Source organism: Micromonospora peucetia, from assembly GCF_900091625.1.
Classification (GTDB): Bacteria; Actinomycetota; Actinomycetes; order Mycobacteriales; family Micromonosporaceae; genus Micromonospora; species Micromonospora peucetia.
Map to the genome: position 1 here is coordinate 6589461 of NZ_FMIC01000002.1, position 22080 is coordinate 6611540.

General features: G+C 69.4%; 21 protein-coding genes, 6 pseudogenes and 1 CRISPR repeat array (1 of these 28 cut by a window edge). Of the genes and pseudogenes, 12 read left to right on the forward strand and 15 right to left on the reverse strand.

Annotation, left to right across the window (positions count from 1 at the left end):
• A CRISPR array of direct repeats spans positions 1–421; the repeat unit is 28 nt; unit sequence CTGCTCCCCGCGCACGCGGGGGTGATCC; it begins 157 nt to the left of the window's first position.
• Between the two features lie 328 nt (positions 422–749).
• Positions 750–1016, forward strand: coding sequence for a hypothetical protein (locus GA0070608_RS32900; RefSeq protein ID WP_176733885.1), 267 nt, complete (start codon positions 750–752; stop codon positions 1014–1016).
• Between the two features lie 329 nt (positions 1017–1345).
• Here the strand turns inward: GA0070608_RS32900 and GA0070608_RS32905 are convergent, their stop codons facing one another.
• From GA0070608_RS32905 to GA0070608_RS28755, 3 genes are all read right to left on the reverse strand, one after another.
• On the reverse strand, positions 1346–1885 hold the full coding sequence (locus tag GA0070608_RS32905; RefSeq protein WP_141719579.1) for a hypothetical protein: 540 nt from the start codon (positions 1883–1885) through the stop codon (positions 1346–1348).
• A 294-nt stretch (positions 1886–2179) separates the two neighbouring features.
• The gene (locus GA0070608_RS28750; protein ID WP_091632350.1) at positions 2180–3874 is read right to left on the reverse strand and encodes a SulP family inorganic anion transporter; all 1695 of its coding nucleotides are present in this window, start codon (positions 3872–3874) and stop codon (positions 2180–2182) included.
• A complete protein-coding gene (locus GA0070608_RS28755; protein ID WP_091632353.1) occupies positions 3871–4209 on the reverse strand; it encodes an ArsR/SmtB family transcription factor in 339 nt (112 codons plus the stop codon). The genes GA0070608_RS28750 and GA0070608_RS28755 overlap by 4 nt, the downstream gene beginning before the upstream one ends.
• A gap of 408 nt (positions 4210–4617) precedes the next feature.
• Here GA0070608_RS28755 and GA0070608_RS28760 point away from each other — a divergent pair, with 408 nt between their 5' ends.
• The 3 genes from GA0070608_RS28760 to GA0070608_RS28770 are packed head-to-tail and all read left to right on the forward strand — an operon-like array spanning position 4618 to position 6881.
• A complete protein-coding gene (locus tag GA0070608_RS28760; RefSeq protein WP_091632356.1) occupies positions 4618–5349 on the forward strand; it encodes a hypothetical protein in 732 nt (243 codons plus the stop codon).
• Positions 5350–5360: 11 nt separating this feature from the next.
• Positions 5361–5954 (forward strand): hypothetical protein, encoded by a 594-nt coding sequence (locus tag GA0070608_RS28765; protein WP_091632360.1) that lies wholly within the window; start codon positions 5361–5363, stop codon positions 5952–5954.
• 15 nt (positions 5955–5969) lie between these two features.
• Positions 5970–6881, forward strand: a complete 912-nt coding sequence (locus tag GA0070608_RS28770; protein ID WP_091632363.1) for an SH3 domain-containing protein — start codon at positions 5970–5972, stop codon at positions 6879–6881.
• Positions 6882–6908: 27 nt separating this feature from the next.
• Here the strand turns inward: GA0070608_RS28770 and GA0070608_RS28775 are convergent, their stop codons facing one another.
• The 3 genes and pseudogenes from GA0070608_RS28775 to GA0070608_RS34415 form a co-directional block, all read right to left on the reverse strand.
• Positions 6909–7556 carry a helix-turn-helix domain-containing protein gene (locus GA0070608_RS28775; RefSeq protein ID WP_091632366.1) on the reverse strand — a complete coding sequence of 216 codons (648 nt, stop codon included), beginning with the start codon at positions 7554–7556 and terminating at the stop codon, positions 6909–6911.
• 90 nt (positions 7557–7646) lie between these two features.
• Complete coding sequence (locus tag GA0070608_RS28780) at positions 7647–8318, reverse strand: NBR1-Ig-like domain-containing protein (protein WP_091632369.1); 672 nt, start codon at positions 8316–8318, stop codon at positions 7647–7649.
• A 74-nt stretch (positions 8319–8392) separates the two neighbouring features.
• Positions 8393–8594 (reverse strand): annotated as a pseudogene (locus tag GA0070608_RS34415) (hypothetical protein); the annotation flags it as partial.
• A 144-nt stretch (positions 8595–8738) separates the two neighbouring features.
• Here GA0070608_RS34415 and GA0070608_RS34420 point away from each other — a divergent pair.
• Positions 8739–9149: pseudogene (locus GA0070608_RS34420) on the forward strand (transposase); the annotation flags it as partial.
• Positions 9150–9328: 179 nt separating this feature from the next.
• Here GA0070608_RS34420 and GA0070608_RS33800 read toward each other — a convergent pair.
• The 3 genes and pseudogenes from GA0070608_RS33800 to GA0070608_RS28800 all read right to left on the reverse strand — a co-directional run.
• A complete protein-coding gene (locus GA0070608_RS33800) occupies positions 9329–9967 on the reverse strand; it encodes an NADPH-dependent F420 reductase (protein ID WP_091632375.1) in 639 nt (212 codons plus the stop codon).
• A 55-nt stretch (positions 9968–10022) separates the two neighbouring features.
• Positions 10023–10250, reverse strand: a complete 228-nt coding sequence (locus GA0070608_RS28795; RefSeq protein WP_141719588.1) for a hypothetical protein — start codon at positions 10248–10250, stop codon at positions 10023–10025.
• A 111-nt stretch (positions 10251–10361) separates the two neighbouring features.
• Positions 10362–10586 (reverse strand): annotated as a pseudogene (locus tag GA0070608_RS28800) (response regulator); the annotation flags it as partial.
• A gap of 72 nt (positions 10587–10658) precedes the next feature.
• Between GA0070608_RS28800 and GA0070608_RS33805 the strand changes: the two are divergent.
• The 5 genes and pseudogenes from GA0070608_RS33805 to GA0070608_RS28820 all read left to right on the forward strand — a co-directional run bounded on the left by GA0070608_RS33805 (position 10659) and on the right by GA0070608_RS28820 (position 13172).
• Positions 10659–10904 (forward strand): D-arabinono-1,4-lactone oxidase, encoded by a 246-nt coding sequence (locus GA0070608_RS33805; protein WP_245716159.1) that lies wholly within the window; start codon positions 10659–10661, stop codon positions 10902–10904.
• A gap of 96 nt (positions 10905–11000) precedes the next feature.
• Positions 11001–11075, forward strand: a pseudogene (locus GA0070608_RS34075) (sensory rhodopsin transducer); the annotation flags it as partial.
• A 64-nt stretch (positions 11076–11139) separates the two neighbouring features.
• Positions 11140–11202: pseudogene (locus GA0070608_RS34430) on the forward strand (sensory rhodopsin transducer); the annotation flags it as partial.
• Between the two features lie 208 nt (positions 11203–11410).
• Entirely contained in the window at positions 11411–12541 is a 1131-nt protein-coding gene (locus GA0070608_RS28815) for an FUSC family protein (protein WP_091632381.1), read from the forward strand.
• 37 nt (positions 12542–12578) lie between these two features.
• Positions 12579–13172, forward strand: a complete 594-nt coding sequence (locus GA0070608_RS28820) for an RNaseH domain-containing protein (protein ID WP_281186186.1) — start codon at positions 12579–12581, stop codon at positions 13170–13172.
• Positions 13173–13768: 596 nt separating this feature from the next.
• Here the strand turns inward: GA0070608_RS28820 and GA0070608_RS28825 are convergent.
• The 4 genes and pseudogenes from GA0070608_RS28825 to GA0070608_RS28840 all read right to left on the reverse strand — a co-directional run.
• Positions 13769–14350: pseudogene (locus GA0070608_RS28825) on the reverse strand (IS701 family transposase); the annotation flags it as partial.
• Positions 14351–14527: 177 nt separating this feature from the next.
• Entirely contained in the window at positions 14528–14950 is a 423-nt protein-coding gene (locus GA0070608_RS28830; RefSeq protein WP_091632384.1) for a response regulator, read from the reverse strand.
• Positions 14951–15350: 400 nt separating this feature from the next.
• Complete coding sequence (locus GA0070608_RS28835) at positions 15351–17162, reverse strand: glycoside hydrolase family 15 protein (RefSeq protein WP_091632387.1); 1812 nt, start codon at positions 17160–17162, stop codon at positions 15351–15353.
• A complete protein-coding gene (locus GA0070608_RS28840; protein WP_342672661.1) occupies positions 17159–18079 on the reverse strand; it encodes a TIGR03885 family FMN-dependent LLM class oxidoreductase in 921 nt (306 codons plus the stop codon). Before GA0070608_RS28840 ends, GA0070608_RS28835 begins: the two co-directional genes overlap by 4 nt.
• 135 nt (positions 18080–18214) lie before the next feature.
• Here GA0070608_RS28840 and GA0070608_RS28845 point away from each other — a divergent pair, with 135 nt between their 5' ends.
• Together GA0070608_RS28845 and GA0070608_RS28850 are read left to right on the forward strand one after the other, a co-directional pair.
• A complete protein-coding gene (locus GA0070608_RS28845) occupies positions 18215–19432 on the forward strand; it encodes a D-arabinono-1,4-lactone oxidase (RefSeq protein ID WP_091632392.1) in 1218 nt (405 codons plus the stop codon).
• Positions 19432–19806: a sensory rhodopsin transducer gene (locus GA0070608_RS28850; RefSeq protein ID WP_176733887.1), complete on the forward strand. Its 375-nt coding sequence runs from the start codon at positions 19432–19434 to the stop codon at positions 19804–19806. The genes GA0070608_RS28845 and GA0070608_RS28850 overlap by 1 nt, the downstream gene beginning before the upstream one ends.
• 41 nt (positions 19807–19847) lie before the next feature.
• Here GA0070608_RS28850 and GA0070608_RS28855 read toward each other — a convergent pair whose 3' ends face one another.
• Positions 19848–20972 carry an FUSC family protein gene (locus GA0070608_RS28855; RefSeq protein WP_091632399.1) on the reverse strand — a complete coding sequence of 375 codons (1125 nt, stop codon included), beginning with the start codon at positions 20970–20972 and terminating at the stop codon, positions 19848–19850.
• A 359-nt stretch (positions 20973–21331) separates the two neighbouring features.
• On the reverse strand, positions 21332–21499 hold the full coding sequence (locus GA0070608_RS33120; RefSeq protein WP_218107609.1) for a hypothetical protein: 168 nt from the start codon (positions 21497–21499) through the stop codon (positions 21332–21334).
• Between the last annotated feature and the right edge of the window lie 581 nt (positions 21500–22080).

Below are 22080 nucleotides of genomic sequence, written 5' to 3' on the forward strand. Positions count from 1 at the left end.
GACCCAGCTTCTTCGTACGCGCCCGGCTGCTCCCCGCGCACGCGGGGGTGATCCCGTCACAGGCCGGGCTATCGGCCGGCGGGACGCCTGCTCCCCGCGCACGCGGGGGTGATCCCCATGGCTGACACCAGCATCGAGTGGACGCAGCCTGCTCCCCGCGCACGCGGGGGTGATCCGCGGCACAGGTATCCGCGCTCGGTGGCGAACAGCTGCTCCCCGCGCACGCGGGGGTGATCCTACGACCCGAGACAGCAGTAGCGGGGCCGGCACCTGCTCCCCGCGCACGCGGGGGTGATCCCTCGTCGGACTTCTCCTTCACCCGGGAGATGCCCTGCTCCCCGCGCACGCGGGGGTGATCCGTCCCACGCCGTGCCACCTGACAGCGACCGGGTCTGCTCCCCGCGCACGCGGGGGTGATCCGTCCGTCGTCACCACGGCGCCCGACAAGACCTTCTGCTCCCGAGCACGCGGGGTGATCCGGTGTCGTCCCGGGTCGCCGGGATCCTCGGTGACTGCTCCCCGCGCACGCGGGGGTGATCCCAGGATCTCCACGTCACGCCTCCGCCGTCGCGCCTGCTCCCCGCGCACGCGGGGGTGGTCCCTCGCAGATCATCGGTAGCTCGACGGCCTCCGATAGTTCGCGGGTAGCCGGTGCGGGTCCGCCGCCGGTCCGGCTGGATCCGGTCGGGCTGCTCGACGCGCTGCCGGCGACGGTGCGGCGGCGGGCCCGGCAGTGGGAGCGGCACGTCGTGGAGATGCAGACCGGGTTGCCGCCGGCCTCGCCGGCAGGTGTCCGGCCGCGCGAGCCCTACGACCCGGCTCGGCACACGTTGGCGGAGCGGGAGGCGGTCAAGGCGACCGAGGCGGGGCAGCCGACCAGCGCGGTCACGGTCAAGCGGATGCGGCTGCGCTACCGGTCTGAAGGGCTGTGGGCCTGGTCGACCACCGGGCCACTCGCCCGGCGTCCTCCTAAGGTCGGGTCGACGACCAGGTGGTCGCGGCGGTCGAGGCTGTGATGGTGGCCGAGACCGGGGAGTCGACAGGCACCCGGTCGCGGCTGCGGCACCGGGTGGAGCAGTTGCTGGCCGTCGAGCACGCGGGTATGGTGCCGATGCCGTCGACGGCGACATTCTATCGCCTGGTCGCCGTGATGGACGCCGGCCGGCACACCTTCGGTGAGGCGACCACCCGCCGCAGCCTGGCGAATCGGCCAGCGCGGCCGTTCACCCGCGCCGTGGCCGGTCACCTCCGGCTCGGACCGCACGGTGGCATCGACCAACCTCCCGCACCCGACAGCCTCGGCGGTCGGGGCAGGAGTCGCCGCGGACTGCTGCTGGGCCAGGAGTCACCCGACAGGCAGCGAATCGACCCCGGCCGCGAGAAGATCGCGCAGGTCCTGCTCCGCACCTGGGGGAAAGCTCCGGGGTGCGACCAGCTGGTAGGTCACGCTCACCTCGTAGTCACCGCCGACCCAGGCTCGGCCGTCGATCCGTGCCTGACCGCCGGTCCAGGGAGTAGTCACCAGGCAGGAGGCATCACCGGGCCCGCTGGACGTCAGCTTGGCCCCGATCTTGGCGCACTGCTTGGCGCGCCACCCGTCGTCGTACATCTCGCTGCCGTCGACCGCGACCGTGATCTCCAGGTCGCCGCGCATCGACGCGGTACCTGCGGTGAGGTCAACGTCGCACGCTCTACTGCCGCTGATGTCACCCAGTTGCGCCCGAGGCTCCCGCGCCGAGCCAGGCGCGAGCCGATCCAGCACCTCGTCGTTGATCAGTTCGCACGGATCGCGAAGCGCCGCAGGCGCGGCGGGACCGGCCCCACACCCGGTCGCACCCACCGACAGGACACAGACAACCAGCACCATGCAGGCACGCAAACGCATTGGCCCTCCCCAGAATCAGCTTCGGCAGCTTACTCGGCGGTCCGCACAGTCAGCGCCGCCAGTTGGCTGAACCCTTGGCCCGGCAGAGCGCCTGGCCGGTGGCGGAGACGACCGGCAGGATGGCGAGCCGCCCAAGCCCTGGTATCCGGCATCGGCGAGGATCTGCACGCCGAGTGGTGCGGGCAGGAGCAGGTCAACCAGTCCTTCGGTGGAGCCAGCCCGCGCCGCACGCCAGGATCACAATGACGCCTGATTCTGAATACATCCAGCTACTCCAGGGTCAGGCTCACGCAGTCAGCCGTACCTCGCTGCGTCAAACTGGTCCGCTCTGCCTCTGGGTAGCACGACGGTCCGGGCGTGCCGGATGGCCGCCGGGGTGTCGGGAAAGACCAGGCCGTCGCGGCGCAACTGGCCGGCGACGCCGAGGGTGGCCAGCACCTGGTCGTGGCCGGGCGCGATTCCGGAGAGCAGCACGGTTATGCCGCGTTCCTGGAGTCGGAGGATGGCGTCGCCGAGCACCTGCGCGCCGGTGGCGTCGAGGGTGGACACCCGGGACATCCGCAGGATGACCACGCGTACGTCGGCGACGTCGGAGAGTTGGAGCAGGAAGCTGTGCGCGGCGGCGAAGAAGAGCGGGCCGTCCAGCCGGTACGCCACGATGTGGTCGGCGAGCAGGGCCTGTTCCTCTGCGCTGTGCTCCCCGGGGTCGAGAGGGACCTGCTCCACGCGCGCCGTGCGGGCCACCGCGCGCAGGGCGATCACGATCGCCACGCCCACCCCGACCGCCACGGCGGTGACCAGGTCCAGCGCCACCGTGACCGCGAAGGTGAGCACCAGCACGAGGGCGTCGCCCCGGGTGGCTCGGGCCAGCGCCCAGAGTGACCCGGCCTCGACCATCCGGACGGTGGTGGCCAGCAGGACGCCGGCCAGGGCGGCGAGCGGGATCCGGCCGACCAGCGGCGCAGCGGCCAGCACGATTCCGGCGAGGGCTACGGCGTGGGTGAGCGCGGCCAACTTCGAGCTCGCGCCGGCGCGTACGTTCACCGCCGTACGGGCGATGGCGGCGGTGGCGGGGATCCCGCCGAACGCCGGGGCGGCGAGGTTGGCCAGCCCTTGACCGAACAGCTCGCGATCGGGGTCGTGGCGCTGGCCGACGGTCATCCCGTCGGCCACGGTGGCGGAGAGCAGGCTCTCCAGCGCGGCCAGCGCCGCTACCGCGAGGGCGGAAGGCAGCAGGACCCCGACAGCGTCGAGGTCCAGGAAGCCCAGCGAGGGCGTAGGCAGGCCGGCGGGCAGAGCGCCGATGCGGGCCAGCTCGACCGGGGCGGTCTCGGCCAGGACGGTCGCGGCGGCCACCCCGAGCAGGGAGAACGGCCAGCCGGGACGCCACCGGGCACCGAGCAGCATCACCGCCGCGACGCCGAGGGCCACCGCGACCGGGACCGGCTGCGGGTCCGCGACGAACCGGGTGACCGCGTCGGCGGCCACGGCCCAGACGCGGTCGCCGTGCGCACCGGACACCCCGAGCGCGGCCGGCACCTGTTGCAGGGCGATGACCACCGCGATGCCGGCGGTGAATCCCTCGATCACGGGGACGGGCAGGTAGTGGACGTACCGGCCGAGGCGGGCGAGGGCCAGCGCGATCAGCACCAGCCCGGCCAGCGCTCCGACCATCAGCACGCCGGTGGGGCCGAACTGCTGGACCACCGGCACCAGCACCACGGTCATCGCCCCGGTCGGCCCGGAGACCTGTAGGTGGGAGCCGCCGAAGACGGCGGCGACAGCGCCGGCCACCACCGCTGTCACCAGGCCGGCCTGGGCCCCGAGCCCTGAGGTGACGCCGAAGGCAAGGGCCAGCGGCAGCGCCACCACCGCCACGGTCAGCCCGGCGAGCAGGTCGCGCCGGGGCGAGCGGCGCACCGCCAGCCAGTCGGCGCGCGGTGGCAGCAGTCCGACGAACCGGTCGCGCAACGAGAGTGTCCCGCTCACCGGTCCCGCCCGTCGGCCCGCAGCTCGTCCAGCAGCGCGTCGCGGTCGGTGAGCATGCTGCCGAGGATGCGGCGGCCGGCGGCCAGCAGGTCGGCCACGTCCGGGGTGCTGAGCGCATAGACGACCAGGGCTCCGTCGCGGCTGGAGGTGACCATGCCGGCCCGGCGGAGCACCGCGAGCTGCTGGGACAGGTTGGACGCCTCGACGTCGATCGCCGCCAGCAGGTCGCGGACGGGCTTCGGGCCGTCCTGGAGCAGTTCCAGCACCCGGATCCGCACCGGGTGGCCGAGGGTGCGGAACAGCTCCGCCTTCGCCTGGTAGAGGGGTACCGACACATCAGCCTCCGTCACGCGACGCCACATCTGATTGCAGACTTTAACACTTGCGAAAATCTTCAACTACAAGAGCGGCATGCGGCCCTGCCTCACGGGTAGCAGGCTCGGGCGACCGATGGCGTGGTCCTCGCGGAACAGACCGTGTCGAGCCGGGCAGGGCGGGTGAGATCCACTTGAACCGGCCGGCGGCGTCGGCGACGACTTGGACGTTGACGCCGGGGCAGCGGTGGTGCCGGCGTAGCGGCAGGAACCGGGGGTCACACCGTGACACCTGTACGACTGTCAGCCCAAGAAGTGTCCTGACCGACCGAACCTCGGCATAAACAATGACCTCTATCGATATCGCTGCTCTTTCGATGACGCACCGCACCCTGTACCGCCGCAGTGACGCCAATCCAGGAGGTAACAATGCCCGGACCCGATCGGCCGCCCCGGCGGCAGACCCCGCTGTTGTGGGTGGCCATCCTCTTCGCGAGCATGGTGGCGGCCACGCTCCAGGCCAGCCCGGCGTCGGCCCACGGCTCGCACAGCGGCTGGGAACAGCGGCACCTGGCCGACATGCACACCTGGACGCCGTACCACGGCATCGAGGACGAGGAGTTCTGCGTCCAGATCATCGGTGGCGCCACCCACTCGTACGCCCTCTCCCGGATCAAGTCCGCGCTGTTCAGCACGGGAACGCCGAGCTGGCACCTGATGACCAAGTCCGACGGCACCACCGACGCACGGATCGACCTCCGGCCCATGGACAACCCCTGTTCCTCCTACGGAGACCGGCGGTCGCAGATCGACTATGAGTACTGGATACGGCCGAACAACTCCGTCGTCCCGGCGTGCGGCTCCGACAACGTCAGCTGCGTGACCTTCGACGTGCAGACCCGGGCGGCCAGCGGCAGTCACGTCCACTACGAGTGGGGTTACGTGCACATGGACGCCGACCACCTCGGCTCCAACACGCTGATCAACCATGAGACCGGGCACATATTCGGCCTGATGGACGGCGGCCCGAACGTCAGTTACCACGGCGGCTGCCCGTCCAGCCTGATGCACCTGGCTTACTACGGCTGCAGTGGCAACGCGGGCCTCTACAAGCCGACCGACAACGACATCTCCTCGGTACGCACGGTCGCCAACCGCTGAGGGAGCGCCAAATGTCACTGAGGTTGCCCCGGCTCGCCGCGTACGGCGTCCTCGCCGCCCTGCTCGCGGTCTTCCTCGGGCTGTTCATCGAGTCGCGGCTATCCGCCGCCGTGCCACAAGTCGACCCGGAGAGCGATCTGATCGTGAGTACTCGGGAACGGCTCCGGGTCTGCGCCGACATCCGGGCGGCGAACCAGCGGCAGGTGACGGACCAGCTGACGGCGGGCCTGAGGCAGGTACGCCGGCACCCGCACTGGGAGCGGACCGACTTCGGCACCGAGACTCCCGTCCTGGAACGTGGCTGCCGCGCCCAACTGCCGGACGACGGAGTCGCCAAGGGCATCGTGGTCGGTCCCGGTATCACCGAGCATCCAGGGCCCTACCGCACCATCGTCGTCGTCCTCGGCGGAGAGGAGGCCGACCGGCTCCTGGGCAACCAGCGGGCCGTCCTGGTGCCGTACGAGTTGATGAAGCTGGACCCCGGCATGACAGCGACGGTGACCCAGACCGTCGTGGTCCGGGACGCCTTCGTCAGTTCACCGGAGTTCGTCAAGGACTACCTGACCCCCGCGATCGGCCTGCACCCCGATCCGGACCGAACCTGAAGGAGGGCCAGCACGATGAGACGACTACGTGAGCTCGTCGCCGTGGCGGCGCTGGTGGCCGCGGCGGTGCTGGCTCCGGCCCAGCCCGCGTCCGCCGGGCTGAACAACCCGGCGCGAGGCGCCACGGTCAAGGTAATCGAGGGGGTACACCTGCGCACCGGGCCGGGAACCTCGTACAGCTCGATCGTGGTGGTGCCGGTCGGCCACACCGCCACGGTGCTCAGTCCCACCCCCTCCAACAGCTTTTACCAGGTCAACTACCAGGGCTCGGCGGGTTGGACCCACGGCTCGTACTGGAACGCGGTGCCGGGCTTGGTCGTCAACGGCTACCGGATCAGCGCCGACGAGGAGAAGTGGGTCCGCTGGATCGCCGCCAACACGGTGCCCCGCCTTACCGGGACCCGACCGACCCGCTTGGTAAACGCGTCCCGGGCCACCTGGTGGTCGCTGAAGGAGGGCGTACTGGAGATCGACAACGTCCATCCCTACTCGCACTGTTCCCGGCACATCGGCCCGCTGGAACTGTGTCCCAGCGGGCAGGCGTGGCAGGTGGGGATCGCTGGCGTCCAGGTGCCCAACTGGTCTCTCAGTGAGAACGAGGCCCTTGCGCTGCAGCTCTATCCGGGATGGACCGTACGTCAGGTACTCGCGCACACCGCGTCATACTCCGGGTACTCGTCGAGCACCTCGGTCCACGACGCCGTCGTCAACTCCACCGGCAACCTGCGCAACTCCTGGCTGCTGCGAAACCACGGGGTCGGCTTCACGCAGGTGACGAAGGACGTCACCCGCGAGTGCGTGTCCGGGAGCCTCTACTGGTGTTACGGCACCGGATGGCTGGAGAGCCAGCTCTACGCGCCGAACAAGCCCACCGCCCTGCGGGTGATCGGAGAACTCAACGCCATCCTCGACGGCATCGCGCCCTGAGGTGGCATCGGGTTGGTCGAGTGGAACTCAGTGCTCGGCCAACCCGTCCTCCACCAGCCGCTGGTAGAGGTGGACCTTCGTCGGGCAGGCCCGGCCCACCGACCGGTACTTGCCCCGGGCCCGGTCGATGTACTGCTTGACGGTCTGTGGGCTCAGGCCCATGAGGCGGGCCACCGAGGGCAGTGAAAGTCCCCCCTGCGCGTAGAGCCGGCTGGCCGTCGTCTCCTGCGGGCTCAGCCGTACGTCGGCGGCTGCGGCCACCAGTTCGCGGGCAAGTCGTACGGGAATGAGCAGGTCCCCCGCCGCGGCTGCCCGGATCGCCTGTACCGCCGCGCCTGCCGGGGCGGTCTTACTCAGCAGACCCGCGGCACCGTTGCCGAGCGCCACCCGGGCCAGCCGTCCGGAAAACCGGACGGCAGTCACCACGACCGATCGTCCCGCCTTGGTCAACGTGAAGATCTCCCGGGACAGGTCGGGACGGTCGGGTTGACCCGCGTCGAGCAGCACCACGGTGGCGTCGCGTCCCGGACCGGCGAGCAGTGTGTCCACGTCCGGCGCCGAGCCGGTGACGACGATGGTGCGGTCGGCCGCCAGCCAGCCGGCCAGGCCGTGCCGGGTCGGCTCCTGCTCGTCCACCAGCGCGACGGAGATGACGCGTTCGGATCGACGGGCCAAGGCCGGCCTCCTCGTGTGACACCTACGTGGCCTGTGACACCAGGAGGTGAAGGTAGTCGTGGCTGGCCCGGTTGGGCGAACACCCAACCCTCACCGCTGCTCGCCCGCCCACGGTGGGGACGGGGCATCCTCGTCCACTATGATCGTGAGCAGCAGCCCGAGCCGGCCGGGATCCGGAAAAAAGTCCCAGCCTTCCTCGTCGACGATCTTCCAGCGCACCTGGGCCGTGCCGCCCATGCACTGGGTACGCATAGGAACCTCGATGTCGACCACGCCGCCCTGGCTGGTGTCGTCGATCCGCACCCGCGACGGCGACCACGGGATGCCGTGCCCGAACGGAGAGCCGACCCGGGCCAGCCAGCGTCCCTGCCAGAGGACGGAACCGACGTTTCCCACCCGCCACACCTTCCGGAACGAGAAGTCCGGCGGCAGCACCGTACCGTCGGGGACGGTGACGTCCCGGATGAAATGCACCGCGTCGCCCGGTACCGGATAGCGGCCGTCCACGGCTGGTTGCGGCAGTGCCTGCCGGTTCGTACGGGCCGCGATGTACGCCGACCACAGCAGCCCGTCGGCACTGAACATCTCCTCGTAACGCTCGATGAGCCCCACGCCGGGCCGGTCCCGACCACACTCGACGTGGCTCAGGTGCCCCTTACTCACCCCCATCATCTGGGAGGCGTCGGTGAGCGACATCCCCGCGCCAGATCGCAGGGACCGCATGATCTCGCCGATGACGGCCCAGTTCGATTTGCTACCCACCGGGGCAGGATATTTCGACCGCAATCGATCTTCAAGAAGCCTCCCCGACGGCACCGCCGCCGGGGAGCGTCAAGTTACCGGCTGATCATGGTTGTTGAGTTGATCAGTGGCTGGCGGGGTGAGCCGGCCCTCAAGGCGGTCTGGAAGGCCTTCAACGGCGCCTTCCAGCGCATGGTCCATCGCCGGCGGCCGGCGCCGGTCCAGGCTCATGAGTGCCAGGTAGAGCACTTCCAGCGCGGCTTGTTCGATGCCCCCACGTTTGTCAAGGTGCCGACGGCGCGGGCGACACCGCTTATGATCTTGAATATTCCGCGAGCCAATTACCGCTTCACGCAGCGTAGGATCTCGCGTTTGGTTCGTCCTTCTGATGTTCGTCTCAGAACGTAAGCCCGGGTGCGTGGATCGGCTCGTAGCCTGGTCAGTGCTACGAAGCCGGCCCTGGCCCGGCAGATGATCGCCGCCGCGTTGGACACCGGTGTGCCCGCCGAGTGGGTGACCGACGACGAGGTCTACGGCGCCGACCCCGACCTGCGCGCAGACCTCGAACACCGCAGAATCGGCTACGTCCTGGCGGTCGGCTGCGACCGACGCGTACACGTCAACAACAGTCGCACCCTCATCCGGTCGACGACCTCGCCGACCGGATCCCCACCACCGAGTGGCAGCCGCAAAGCTGCGGGCCAGGGGCGAAAGGACCCCACGACTACCTGCGGGCCTGAATCACCACCGCCACCACCCTGGGTGAGCACCGGTGGCTACTCATCCGCCGCAACCGCAACCACCGGAAAGCTGGCCTTCTACCTTGTCCCGCCGGATCAACAACACCCACTCGCCGTCGGAATGAAGGACGTAGCCGAGTGTCGCGAGGGTGGCCTGCACCCGCTCACCCTATGTGGTTCTACCACCACCTTCACGAAGGGTTGGGTAGGCATGGTCGGGTCGGCGGGCTTGTGGGTTTGGATTGTTCGCGATCGAGAACGGCCCGCCAGGTCGTCATCGTCGCCGGGCTGTCATTGCGTCTCGACGGGAGCGCCGATCCTGGCGCGTAGTTCCTCGGCGATAAGGTCGGCGTGGAACGTCGGCGCTCCCGGCTGGTGCTTGCGCCCTCCGTGGGGCAGGTCACCCGCGTCGATCGGGTCGAAGCCGATCTGGTGCACCAGGTCGAACACCACCGGTTTGGACTCGACGTCGCCGGATACCGTCATCCCGAACCGGTCCAGGGCCGTAGACCTGAGGCCGTAGTCCCGCAGATGCTCCCACTGCAGGGCGTTGAACGTCTTGACGACCCGGGCACCGGGCAGGTGCGACGCGAGCATCTCGCTGGAGGTCGTCTGGTCCTGGTCCAGTTCAGGGAATGGTCCGTCTCGTTCCGGCATGTAGTTCATGGTGTCGATGACGATCTTCCCGGCTAGCGCTTGCGACGGTAGCTGCCGGTAGCGGCCGAAGGGGATCGACACGACGACCACCTCACCGAACCGCGCGGCGTCCTCGACAGTCACCGCCCTGACCCGGCCCCCGAGTTCATCGATCAAACCGTCTAGGGTCTGCGGTTCGCGAGAGTTGGCTATCACAACGTCGTGGCCAGCGGCGGCGCAGTCACGAGCGAGAGTCGAGCCGATCCTGCCCGCACCGATAATCCCAATGCGCATGACCTACCCTTTCCGTCCGCCGCCGGGTACCCAACTCGTCTCGCACCAAACCGGCTTACAGCGCATCCCCTTGACCGCTGACGGGAAGGCCGCAACCAGGAGCTTCGGCCTCGGTGCCGCAGTCGGAGGGGCGTCTGCGGATGCCGTCCACATCGGCCTGCAACCCAACAACCGTGGACAGGTCGATCGACGTGTCATGGTAGTCGCGGTCGAAGGGGATGACGTGGTTTCGGCCATCGATGAGGCAGTCGTTCGGCACGGCAGTTCGGGGTGCGCGGGTCACCGCCCTCCCCAGCGGATTTAATGCCGCAGAGCTGGGCTACCTCGACCGCGCGAGTGACGGCTTCCTACCCATCCCGCTGCGGTAAGAGGTGGGGGTTTGCCGAGGAGAATGTCAGGCGCGTGCCGGCAGCTTGACCACGCTGACGAAGAACTCGTCGATCTGCCGGACCACCGAGATGAAGCGCTCGAAGTCCACCGGCTTGGTCACGTACGCGTTGGCGCGCAAGCTGGTAGCTGGTAGCTGCGCAGGATGTCCTCGACGGCCTGGGAGGTCGTCAGCACCCACGACCGGGATCCGGCAGAGCTGCTCGTCCTTCGTGATCTCCTCCAGCACCTGGAGGTCCACATGGCCTCCACCCACCAGGCCATCCCCCGCCACAGGGAGTTGCGGTTCGAGGAGATCGAGTACATGCTGCCCTCGGAGGTTTGCGGCGTGCTTCGTCGGCTGCGGGTGCTGGTACGCACCATCGCCCCCGACGACATCTGGCTCAGCAACACGTACGGCCGGCCCACCACCATCGCCTGCCTGCAGAACACCTCGCTGCCATACGAGGAGTACTTCCAGGACATGGAGGCGGTCTTCCGGCAGTACGGCGGCCGGGCACACTGGGGCAAGAAGCACTGGCTGACCGCCCGCGAGCTACGTCCGCTCTAATCCTTATTGGGACGACTTCCAGGCGTTGCGTCGTCGACTGGACCCGGACGGGTTGTTCCTCACCACTGACCTGGCCCGGTTGCTCGAGGAGGCGTGATGGCGCAGATCGGTGCCCGCACGTGGGTCGTCCCAGGCGGGCACGTGCCGTTCCCCGGCCACGGCCCCGAACCCGAGTTCACCAGCTTCGACCAGCTCTGCGTGCTCAAACGCCACCGACCAGGACGCCGAGGTCAGCCTGGACGTCTACTACGAGGACGCCGAGCCCGTCGGGCCGTACCGGATCCTGGTCGGCGCGCGACGAATCCGACACGTCCGGGTCAACGACCTGATCGACACGGAGCCGTCCGCCGCGACCGTCCCTACGACTGCCTGCTGCGCTCGTCGGCGCCGGTGGTGGTGCAGTTCCTGCGCCAGGACACCCGCCTGCCCGGCGTCGTCGCGCTCACCGGCGTCATGGCCCACCCCGCCTGACGTTCGGATCTCGGCACGTCGGGTACCCCGCGCCCATGCGGGTCTCGCAGTGCAAACAGTCAGCGACCAAGGCGGACTCCGGGCTGCGCCAGACCTGCCAGAAGGCCTACCGGCGGATGCAGACGTACTTCATCCTCGCGGTGCAGGCCGGCCTCGCCGCAGCCCTGGCGTGGGTGACGGCCCGCGAACTGCTGGGCAACCAGGACCCGACCTTCGCTCCGGCCGCCGCGGTCGGCGTGATCGCCGCCGCCATCGGCAACAACGCCCGGCGTACCGTCGAACTGATCGCCGGGGTGGTGCTCGGCATCGCCGTGGGTGACATGCTGATCCGCCTGCTGGGCACCGGGCCATGGCAGACCGGCACCACCGTCTTCCTAGCGATCGCCATGGCAGCGGTGGTCCGTGGCACCGGGGCCCTGATGGCCCAGGCCGGCGGTACGGGCGTGCTGGTCGCCACCGTCACCCCGACCAATCCCGACCTGGAGCTGCCCCGGACGATCAACGCGCTGATCGGCGGATTGATCGGACTGCTAGTCGTGCTCGTGATCGTCCCGCTCAACCCGACGCGGACGCTGCGGCGCGTCGCCGACCCCGCGCTCGATGTTTTCGCCAGGCAGATGACCGCCTCCGCGGAGGCCCTGGCCTGCGGCGACGCCCGCGCCGCTGAGGAGCTACTCGACCGGATGCGCGCCGCCGAGCAGGAACTCGACCGGCTCGACGAAGTCGTCGTCGCCGCCGACGAGGTTGCCCGGCACTCGCCGCTGCGCTGGCGCCGCCGGCGGACGCTGGCGGCCTACCGGCAGGGCGTCGATCACATGGAACGGGCCTTCCGCAACAGCCGCACCCTGGTCCGCCGCATCGGCACCACCCTGCGTGACCACGAGCCGGTGCCGCCCGGCCTGCCCGCCGCCATCGAACACTACGGCGAGGCGGTCCGAATGCTGCACCGCGATTACCTGGCTGCCCGCGAGCCCGTCGGTGCGCGGGAGCGGGTGCTGGTGGCCGTCCGGGAGGCCGGCGAGGCATGTCGCCACGATCTGGGCTTCTCCGGCACCATCGTGGTGTCCCAGCTGCGGACCATCGCCAACGACCTGCTCCGCGCCACGGGCGTCCCCCGCGACGAGGCACGGCGAATGGTGCGCCGCGCCGCTGCGGGTCAGGGCTGAGCGCATCGTCCTACCTCCGGCCACGAACCGCGTCATCATCGCCCTGGACAAGGAGGAAGCGCGGAGCATCTACCCGGTCATCGGGGATAACCCGTCGGTCGCATCCCCCATCCCCGGTCGCCAACTGGCAGAGGACGGATTCGCCGTCACCATCGCCCGCGTCGCACTTGGAAGCCCCGCCACGGCCTTCCGAGACGGCGACAACCTCGACACGATGCAACCCTCTTACCACAAGCGGGTCCTGTTCCTCAACGACCAGCACAGCGAGCCCGTCTGGCTTCTCACCCAGGACTCCCACCAGCACCAAGGCGCCCGATCCCCCATGCGGATCGGCACTCAGAGGTCCCGCGAGGACTTCGACGAGATCGCGGCGAGCCGCATGAGCAAGGATATGCACGCGACGAGCCGGGTGGAGATCACCGTCCCCGAGCCGGGCGGTCTGCCCGCCGGCTCCGTGGCAGCCCTCATCGCCCGCCTCTGCGACCAAGCGCTGGTCTGGGACAGTCGGACCTCCCGCCCGGCACCGCTCCACCTCGGCCACACCGCCGACCGCGACCACCCCGACTACGGAGACCACGACCCCGGCGGAGAGGCCGACGAGGACATCACCGAAGACGACTTCGACGAATAGGCGCCTCACACCCTGCCAACTCGCGGTCCCGGCGACGTCGCCACTACGCCGGCATCGCCTGACACCGGCTGCCCCGACCTGGTGCAGCGACGGCGATGGCCAACCTTGACCGCCGCCGCTGCACCAGGTCCACCGAGCCCGGCCGCGACCTCGGACGTGGGACGTGGGACGTCGGCCTGAGCATCCTTTGCCTGCGTAAACACGCTAGGTGCATCACCACTCGCGGTCCCCAAGCGATGCGAGGACCGATGCGACCCGACCGGTTTCGCGACACCGGATCGGTGTCCTTGCTATGAGATCGGTCGCCGCACCCGAACCACGCGCTCTGCCGCGCTCGTCAACGCGGAGTGCCGACGGGCCGCCGGCTTCGCCCGGCGCTGGACGGCCAGTGCCGGGGAGCACCGATGGGGTTGGTCCGGATTGCACAGGAGCCGGCATGTCGGGCTGCCCTGGGGTTGTCCTACGTCGATGGCCAGGTCTACCGTGATGGCATCGTTGGGCAGGGCGGCTCCCCCCGTGGCCACCCTGCCCAACCTATCCGTTCGGGATGTGCCAGGCGTCGGCCATTTCTCGAGAACACACGCAGACCGCGCCACCCATTTCGCTGGCAGGCCGGCGGTGATGGCGCGTTCGACCATCCGCAGCCCCAGCGCGGGCTTCGTGGCGAACCCGACGCTGGCTGCGACGCCGGCTTCGGCGCGGCGGGCGGGGGCCTCGCACCAGCGGCGGGGCAGATATAACTTCCGGTCGATCAGCGTGCGCCCGGCCGGGCTGGCATAGGCCAGGAACACCCCGAGCTGGCAGTTCTCCGTCCGGCCGGCCGTGCCCGAGTACTGGCGCTGCACGCCGGCCGACTTGATCCCCTTCTTCAGGAACCCGGTCTCGTCGACGATCAGCACCCCGTCGTCGTGGCCGAGGTGCTCGGACACGTAGGCGAACAGGTCATCACGGACAGCGTCCGGATCCCACGCCGACCGGTTGAGCAGCCGCTGCATCCGATCCGGTGTCGCATCGCCGGCGGCCTCGGCCAGAGTCCAGCCATTCTTGCTCGCCAGTGGCGACAGCAACCCGACCAGGTAGCTCAGCGCTTGCCGGCGCGGCTCCGCACGCCCGAACCGGCGCGCGAAACGCACCAACAGATCATCCAACCCTGCCCGCCAGCCGACGATCTCATCGATCAACACAAGCACGGGAGCTTGCCCGCCCTCCGACCGACTACAACAGACAAGCAGTCCGATCACGCCACCCGTCTGCCGATAGCATCGATATCCGCAGCTACACGGCCGGGGCAACTCGGATGTCGACCATACCGATGAGCTGCCGAAACGCCAGATCAGCAAAGTGCGGCTGGAGTATTAGCCGCGTGACGGCAGTCTGACGATGCCCAGGAAGAACTCGTTGATCTGCCGGACCACCGAGATGAAGCGCTCGAAGTCCACCGGCTTCGTCACGTACGCGTTGGCGTGCAGCTGGTAGCTGCGCAGAATGTCCTCGTCGGCCTGGGAGGTCGTCAGCACCACGACCGGGATCCGGCAGAGCTGCTCGTCGGACTTGATCTCCTCCAGCACCTCCCGCCCGTCGCGGCGGGGCAGGTTCAGGTCGAGCAGGATCAGGTCCGGCTGCACCGCGTCGGCGTACTGGCCCTCGCGCCTCAGGTAGGACAGCGCCTCGGCGCCGTCGGAGACGACGGTCAGCCGGTTACGGAGCTTGTGCTCCTCGAACGCCTCCTGGGTCATCAACACGTCACCCGGATCGTCCTCGACCAGCAGGACTTCCATTGGGATCACTTTACCCCGCGGAACGGACACCAGTGTGAAGCGGTTGGATGTCGTTCAGGCTAGGGGTTGTCCTAGTGAGCTTTGCATCCTCGCATCCGTGCCTTAGCTGAAGGCGAAAGTGAGATGACGAGCAGCAGTTGACCAGCGACGGGGACGATGGTGGTGGCGACGTCGACCACCCTGGTGTCGTGCGATGTGGCAGGTCGCATCCGCATCACCTGCCGGTACGGGATACGACCAAGGGTGGACGTCGGCTACTTCGCCCTCGACGTGCTCTGCCCGCACGCACCGGCGTGAAGATCCTGACCGGCGTGGAACGCCAGGTAGACCTGCTCGACCTGCTCGCTGTGGCCCCGCCCGACAGCGCGTTTCAGGAAGTAGAACGCGACCGGCAGGTAGGTCAGGTTGTGTTGGGCTGCTTCCGCTCGGCCCAGGCGTGCAGGGCGTCGCGGTCGCCGGCCGCGTCGAGGTTCAGTGCCGCCTCAATCAGTGCGAGGTGGGTGAACGCCTGTGGATGGTTGCCCAAGGCGGTGCCGTCGGCCCCGCGCTCCTCGGGCTGCAGGCCGAGCGGCCCGGCGTGGCTCATTAGGCGATCGAAGAGGTTACGGGCTTCGGCATGCTCGCCGGCCAGCACGAGGGCGGAGACCAGCTCGAAGCAGCACAGCAGGAAGGCACCCTCCTCACCCGGCAACCCGTCATCGATTCGGTAACGGCGGATCAGGGCGGGCGCGATGGAAAGTTCGTCCCGGATCCGCTCGATGGTCGCTACCATCCGCGGGTCGTCGCCGGGCAGGAATCCGACCAGCGGCATCCGCAGCAGGGAGGCGTCGAGGTCGGTCGAGTCGTACGCCATGATGAAGCTGCCCAGTCGCTGGTCATAGCCTCGGTCAAGGACCTCGGCGTGCAGTGTGTCCCGGACCTGCCGCCACCGGTTCATCGGCACGGTCCGGTCGGCGAGCAGTTCGGCGAGGCGGATGCCGCGATCGAGGCAGACCCAGGTCATGACCTTGGAGTTCACGTAGTGACGGCATGGGCCGCGGATCTCCCAGGAGCCGTGGTCGGGCTCATGCCACCGCTGGGCCATCATGTCGACGTGTCGGCGCAGCAGCGCCCACTGATCGCCGGTCAGTTCGCCGGTGAGCTGCTGGTAGGTCAGGGCTGCGTCGAGAAGGTGCCCGTAGGTGTCGAACTGGGTCTGGTCGGCGGCTTCGTTGCCGATGCGGACAGGTGCGGAGTGGGCGTAGCCGGACAGGTGCGGCAGTTGCTGTTCGGCGGTGGTGTGGCCGTGAATGCCGACCAGCGGGGCGAGCGGGTGTTGTCGGGCGCAGAGGCCAAGCAGGAAGTGCATGTAGCGGCGGCCTTCCTCGGCGTGGCCGAGGCGGAAAAGGGCTAGCAGCAGCAGGGCGGCGTCGCGGTGCCAGGTGTAGCGGTAGTCCCAGTTGCGTACCCCGCCGATCTCCTCGGGCAGCGAGGTGGTCGAGGCGGCTAGGAGCGCGCCGGTCTCGTCGTACGACAGGCCGCGCAGCACCAGGGCACTGTGTCCTACCGCGTCGGCGGCGAAGCCGGTGTAGTCGCTGCGCGCCGACCAGTCCCGCCAGGTCGCGGTGGTCCGGTCCCACAGCCGGTCCGCGCTGGCGATGTCGGGAACGGTGTCGGCATAGCCGAGAAGGAGCATGACGCTCTGCCCGGCATGCAGTTCCGCGTCGATGATCAGCGTCCCGCCGGCCACCGACGCGGACCGGTCCGTGGCCAGCCGCAGCGGAGTCCCGACCGCGTGCCAGCCGCCGGCGCAGCGCTCCCAGCGGACCGGGTGCGCGCCATACCCGGGGCGCGGGGTCAGTTCCACCCGGACCCGGACCACGCCCGTCCCGGCGCGCACCCGGCGCAGCAGCACATGCTCGGCGCGGACCGGTTGGGTCGCATCGCCGGGCCCGATCGCGAGCAGGTCGTGGCCGACTGCCGTGCCGTCCGGGCTGTCCCACCGGTTCTCCAGCACCAGCGTCTCGGGCAGGTAGCGGCGGGTGGGTGCCGGGCAGCCGGCGACGGTGAGTGCGAACCGACCGCCGACCTCGCGGTCGAGGAGCCTGGCCAGGACCGCGTCGCCCTCCGCATGAGGTACGCAGAACCAGTCGACCGTGCCGTCCGGCCCCACCAGCGCGGTGGTGTGGGTGTCCGACAGAAACGCGTACGCGTCAATCGGTGGGAAGCTCATGACAGCTCCGGTAGTACTCGGGCGGCGAAGACCTCGAGGAAGCGGTCCTGGTCGCGTCCGACATGGTGCAGGTACATCTCGTCGATGCCGAGCGCGGCGTACTCGTGCAGCCAGTGCGCGTGTCGTTCGGGGTCGCTGGAGACCAACACGTGCTCGCGCATGTCCTGCGGCCGCACGTAGGCCGTCGCCTCCGCGAAGTCCGCCGGAGTAACCAGGTCCCAGCCCACATCGCTGCCCAGGATGCCGGTACGCCACTGCTCGTGCGCCACCCGCAGCGCCGTGTCCTCGTCGGCGGCCCAGGACAGGTGCACCTGCAACAGCACCGGCCCCCCGCCCCCGCCGTCCCGGTACGCCTCCACCACCCGCCGTACCGTCTCGACGCCCTGGTTGACGGTAATCAGACCGTCTGCCCAGGAGCCCGCCCAGCGGGCCGTCTCGGGAGTCACCGCCGCCGCGTACAGCGGGGGTGACTGCACCGGCCGCGACCACAGCACGGCCCGGTCGACGGTAACCGAGCCGCGGTGAGTGACGCACTCGCCGGCGAAGAGCCGACGGATCACCTCCACGCACTCCCGCAGCCGGGCATTGCGCTCCGGCTTGCTCGGCCACCGGTCCCCCGTGACGTGTTCGTTGAGCGCCTGCCCGCTGCCCACGGCGAGCCAGAACCGGCCGGGAAACATCTCTGCCAGGGTCGCGGCGGCCTGGGCGACGATCGCCGGGTGGTAGCGCTGCCCGGGCGCGTTGACCACGCCCAGCGGCAGGTTGGTTCGGGCCAGTGCGGCGCCCAGCCACGACCAGGCGAACCCGGATTGCCCCTGTTCCTCACCGAACGGCGCGAAGTGGTCGGAGCACATGGCCCGCCTGAACCCGGCCTGTTCGGCCGCCTCGGTCAGCCGCAGCAGCGCGCTCGGGGGAATTGCTCATGTGAGGCGTGGTAGCCGTAGACGGGCATGGGCTTCTCCCGTTGTCATGGTCGACCGGGTCCTGCGCGACTACCCCGGGCGGCGGCGGGTAAGCCTGCGCGACCGCAGCGACCGGGAAGGGGCGCCGAGGTGGGACAGTGGTTCGTGAACTGGTCCGGCAGCCTCTCCTTTTCGCCGGACGAGTGCGCCGAACCCGCCGACGAGGATGAGGTTCGCGCCCTGGTGCACCGCGCCCGGGAGTCCGGTAGGAAAATCCGGCCGGTCGGCTCCGGCCACTCGTCCAGTCCGCTGGTGCGTACGGATGGGATACTGCTCAGCCTGGACCGCCTTGCCGGGGTGATCTCCGACGACGGGCGCCGCGCCAGCGCCTGGGCTGGCACCAAGCTGAGGACGTTGGGCGAAGGGCTCTTCGACGCGGGTCTGGCCATGGACAACCTTGGCGACGTCGACTACCAGTCCGTCGCCGGGGCCACCGCTACCGGCACTCATGGCACCGGGCTCGGCTTCGGCAACCTCAGCACGCAGCTCACCGCCGTGCGCCTGGTCACCGGCACCGGCGAGACGCTGGACATCGCCGCGGACCGCGACCCGGAGCTCTTGCCGGCAGCGCGGCTGTCCCTCGGCGCTCTCGGCGTCATCACCCGGGTCACCCTCGACGTGCAGCCCCGCTACGAGCTGCACCGCCGGTCGTGGTGCGCGCATGTCGACTGGACCCTGGACCATCTGGCCGAGCTCCAGCACACCAATCGCAACATGGACTTCTACTGGTACCCACGCAGCGACCAGACGCAGGTCCGGGTGATGAACCGGGTCGACGAAACCCAGGACCAGCCAGCCTGGCCGGACTCCCGGGTTGCCGGCTCCCCTCCGACACACACGCCCCGACAGATCCAGGTCGGCCCGACCCACCGCACCATTCCTCAGCACCGTGAGCTGCGCTTCGAGGAAATCGAGTACATGCTGCCCTCGGAGGCGTTTGCGGCGTGCTTCGCCGAGGTCCGGCGGCGGATCCGGGACCGCCACCGCCAGGTGGTCGGCTGGCGGGTGCTGGTACGCACCATCGCCCCCGACGACATCTGGCTCAGCAACGCGTACGGCCGGCCCACCACCACCATCGCCTGTCTGCAGAACACCTCGCTGCCATACGAGGAGTACTTCCAGGACATGGAGGCGGTCTTCCGGCAGTACGGCGGCCGGCCACACTGGGGCAAGAAGCACTGGCTGACCGCCCGGGACCTGCGCCCGCTCTACCCTCGCTGGGACGACTTCCAAGCCGTGCGGCGCCGCCTCGACCCCGACGGGGTGTTCCTCAGCCCCGACCTGTCCCGACTGCTCGAGGAGGCGTGATGCCCGAACTCGGCGCCCACACCTGGGTGGTTCCGGGGGGACAGGTCCCGTTTCCGGCGCACGGGCCGGAACCAGAGTTCACCGGCTTCGACCAGCTTTGCGTGCTCAACGCGACCGACCGCGAGGCCGAGGTCAGCCTCGACATCTACTACGAGGACGCCGAGCCGGTCGGGCCGTACCGGATGCTGGTAAAGGCTCGCCGGATACGGCACATCCGGATCAACGACCTCATCGACCCGGAGGCGATCCAGTTGGACCGACCGTACGGCTGCCTGCTGCGCTCCCCGGTTCCCGTGGTCGTGCAGTTCCTGCGCCAGGATACCCGCCTGCCGGGGACGTTGGCGTTGACCGGCACCATGGCCCACCCGGTCTGAGATTCGACGGTCGAGGCATGGCATGGCGCGGACACCCCCGACTACCCGGCGGCGGCCCGGCTGACCATTCGCCGAGCCTCGTTCCGGGGCAACCCGGTGGCACGGAGCAGGTCGTTGGCAACGGTACGCAGCTGCGACACGACAATGACGCCAGAGAATCCGATGTCCTGCCGGCATGCCTCGCCGGCTTCCCGCACCGCCTGCAACACTCGCTCGCGCGCCCGCACGGGGTCGTGGGCGGCCAGGAACTCGCGGTGCAGCATCCGGACGGCTTCACCGAGGCACTCAACGGCGGCGGGCAGGCCGGCCGGGACCGGTTCCTTGTCGCGCAGGGTCGTGCCGATGCGGCGCACCAGGGATCGGCTGTTGCGGTAGGCCCGGTCCATGTGGTCGACAGCCCGCCCGTACGCGGCCAGCGTCTCGCGCCGGCGCCAGCGCACCGGGGAGAGCCGCACCACCTCCTCGGCGGCGGTCACCGCCTCCCTGAGCCGCTCCAGCTGCGGCTCCGCGGCGCGCATCCGGTCCAGGATCTCCTCCGCGGCGCGGGCGTCGGCGCCGGCCAGCGCCTCCGCTGAGGCGGTCATCTCCCGGGCGAAGGCGTTCAGTGTCGGGTCCGCGACCCGGCGAACAGTACGCATCGGGTTGAGCGGAACGAGCACCAGCACCACCAGCAGGCCGATCGCTCCCCCAACCGTCGCGTTGACGGTCCGGGACCATTCCAAGTTGGGTGAAGTGGGGGTAACGGTGGCGACCAGCACCGCAGTACCCCCGGCCTGAGTCATCAGCGCACCAGTTCCCCGGGCCGCCGCGGCCGCCGCCGCCGCCACGAAGACGATGACGCCGGTCTGCCACGGACCAGTGCCCACGGTTTCGACCAGCAGGTCGCCCACGAAGATGCCGAGTAACACCCCACCGACCAACTCGACGGTGCGCCGGGCGCGGTTGCCTAGGGCCGCAGCGATCACACCAACCGCTGCCGCCGGAGCAAAGGTCGGATCCTGGTTGCCCAGCAACTCCCGGGCCGTCAACCAGGACAGGGTGGCGGCCAACCCGGCCTGCACCGCCACGATGAGGTACGTCTCCAGACGACGACGACTCCTGCGACCGGCGTACAGCAGTCGGCCACGCAGTATTGCCGGCCTCCGTGCCTCCGCCGCGAACCGCATGGCCGGGCATACCCGGTTCGGGCAGTCGCCGAACCTCGCCGCCGCAGCGGACGGGGCGGGGTGCCGGTGAGCGCAGCACCCACCCGAGCGCTGGCGATCGATGCCCAAGGAGGTCGGCGGGCAGTCCCCGCTTCCTTCCGATGCTCACGCTGAGCGACGGTAGAGTCGGTCGGGCACCGGATTGCGGCAGAAGCAAATGCTGATCTTGGCGTTATGGCACGGCGCCCGGCCGTTGTCGGTGGGCGCCCGCCACACCCTGCAAGCGTGGAACCATGACTCGGACACCCCCAGGGCACGGCAGGCCACCGCGTGCGGCACGGAATGCTCGGTCCTCTGGGAAGCGATGAAGGCGGCCACGCTCACCGGCCCGTCGCTTCCTTGACCCACAGGACCACGGATCGCTTGAGGACATCACGCTCCATCGCCAACTCGGCGTTCTCCCGCCGCAGCCGGGCCGGCTCCGCCCGCTCATCCTCGGCCAACTGTCCGGCAGCGGCCTCACCGCGCGTCTCACGGTCCCTCTTCACCCATTCGCCAGAGTCCCACTGTTGATCCCCAGGTCACGGGCGACCTGAGCGATTACTTGCCCGTCTCCCGCACGATACGCACCGCGCCCGCCCGGAACTCCGGATCGAACTGCCGTCTCGTCTCAGCCATGAACCTCTATCCCTCAAGCTCCGGCTTCCACGCTACGAGGGGAAGGGCAACGCACCCGACCAGCAATTATCGGCGGATGAACCGCAACGTCCGGCACCGGCCCGGTTGCGGCTGGTGCGGACAACCCGACCAACGCAGGCACTATCCCCGAGACGTCCGCTCATCGGCTGAGCCGTGCACGCCAACTGGCGACGCGCGAACTCTCACATAGCAGCCTGGCCGAAGCGCTCTATCTCCAGCGGTTCGCGTCGTTGAGGGTACAAACCCCGCCCGGGCTCTTCTTCGTTTTCTCCATCTGGATGCCTCTCCCCGAAGGCCGAGACGACGTTCAGCGCTCCGGCAGGACGCAACCCTGCACGTCAACCGCAACCACCACCTGACGCAACCGAGCCAGGGAACGCTAATGAATGAGGTGGGTTCGCATCTGGCCCAGCTGGTCCGATCATCGCCC

Excerpts from the sequence above, each read along its gene's own strand:
- GA0070608_RS32905 (WP_141719579.1), bottom strand. The coding sequence starts at position 1,885 with ATGCGTTTGCGTGCCTGCATGGTGCTGGTTGTCTGTGTCCTGTCGGTG.
- GA0070608_RS28760 (WP_091632356.1), top strand. The coding sequence starts at position 4,618 with ATGCCCGGACCCGATCGGCCGCCCCGGCGGCAGACCCCGCTGTTGTGG.
- GA0070608_RS28765 (WP_091632360.1), top strand. The coding sequence starts at position 5,361 with ATGTCACTGAGGTTGCCCCGGCTCGCCGCGTACGGCGTCCTCGCCGCC.
- GA0070608_RS28770 (WP_091632363.1), top strand. The coding sequence starts at position 5,970 with ATGAGACGACTACGTGAGCTCGTCGCCGTGGCGGCGCTGGTGGCCGCG.
- GA0070608_RS33800 (WP_091632375.1), bottom strand. The coding sequence starts at position 9,967 with ATGCGCATTGGGATTATCGGTGCGGGCAGGATCGGCTCGACTCTCGCT.
- GA0070608_RS33805 (WP_245716159.1), top strand. The coding sequence starts at position 10,659 with ATGCTGCCCTCGGAGGTTTGCGGCGTGCTTCGTCGGCTGCGGGTGCTG.
- GA0070608_RS28815 (WP_091632381.1), top strand. The coding sequence starts at position 11,411 with ATGCGGGTCTCGCAGTGCAAACAGTCAGCGACCAAGGCGGACTCCGGG.
- GA0070608_RS28830 (WP_091632384.1), bottom strand. The coding sequence starts at position 14,950 with ATGGAAGTCCTGCTGGTCGAGGACGATCCGGGTGACGTGTTGATGACC.
- GA0070608_RS28835 (WP_091632387.1), bottom strand. The coding sequence starts at position 17,162 with ATGAGCTTCCCACCGATTGACGCGTACGCGTTTCTGTCGGACACCCAC.
- GA0070608_RS28850 (WP_176733887.1), top strand. The coding sequence starts at position 19,432 with ATGCCCGAACTCGGCGCCCACACCTGGGTGGTTCCGGGGGGACAGGTC.
- GA0070608_RS28855 (WP_091632399.1), bottom strand. The coding sequence starts at position 20,972 with ATGCGGTTCGCGGCGGAGGCACGGAGGCCGGCAATACTGCGTGGCCGA.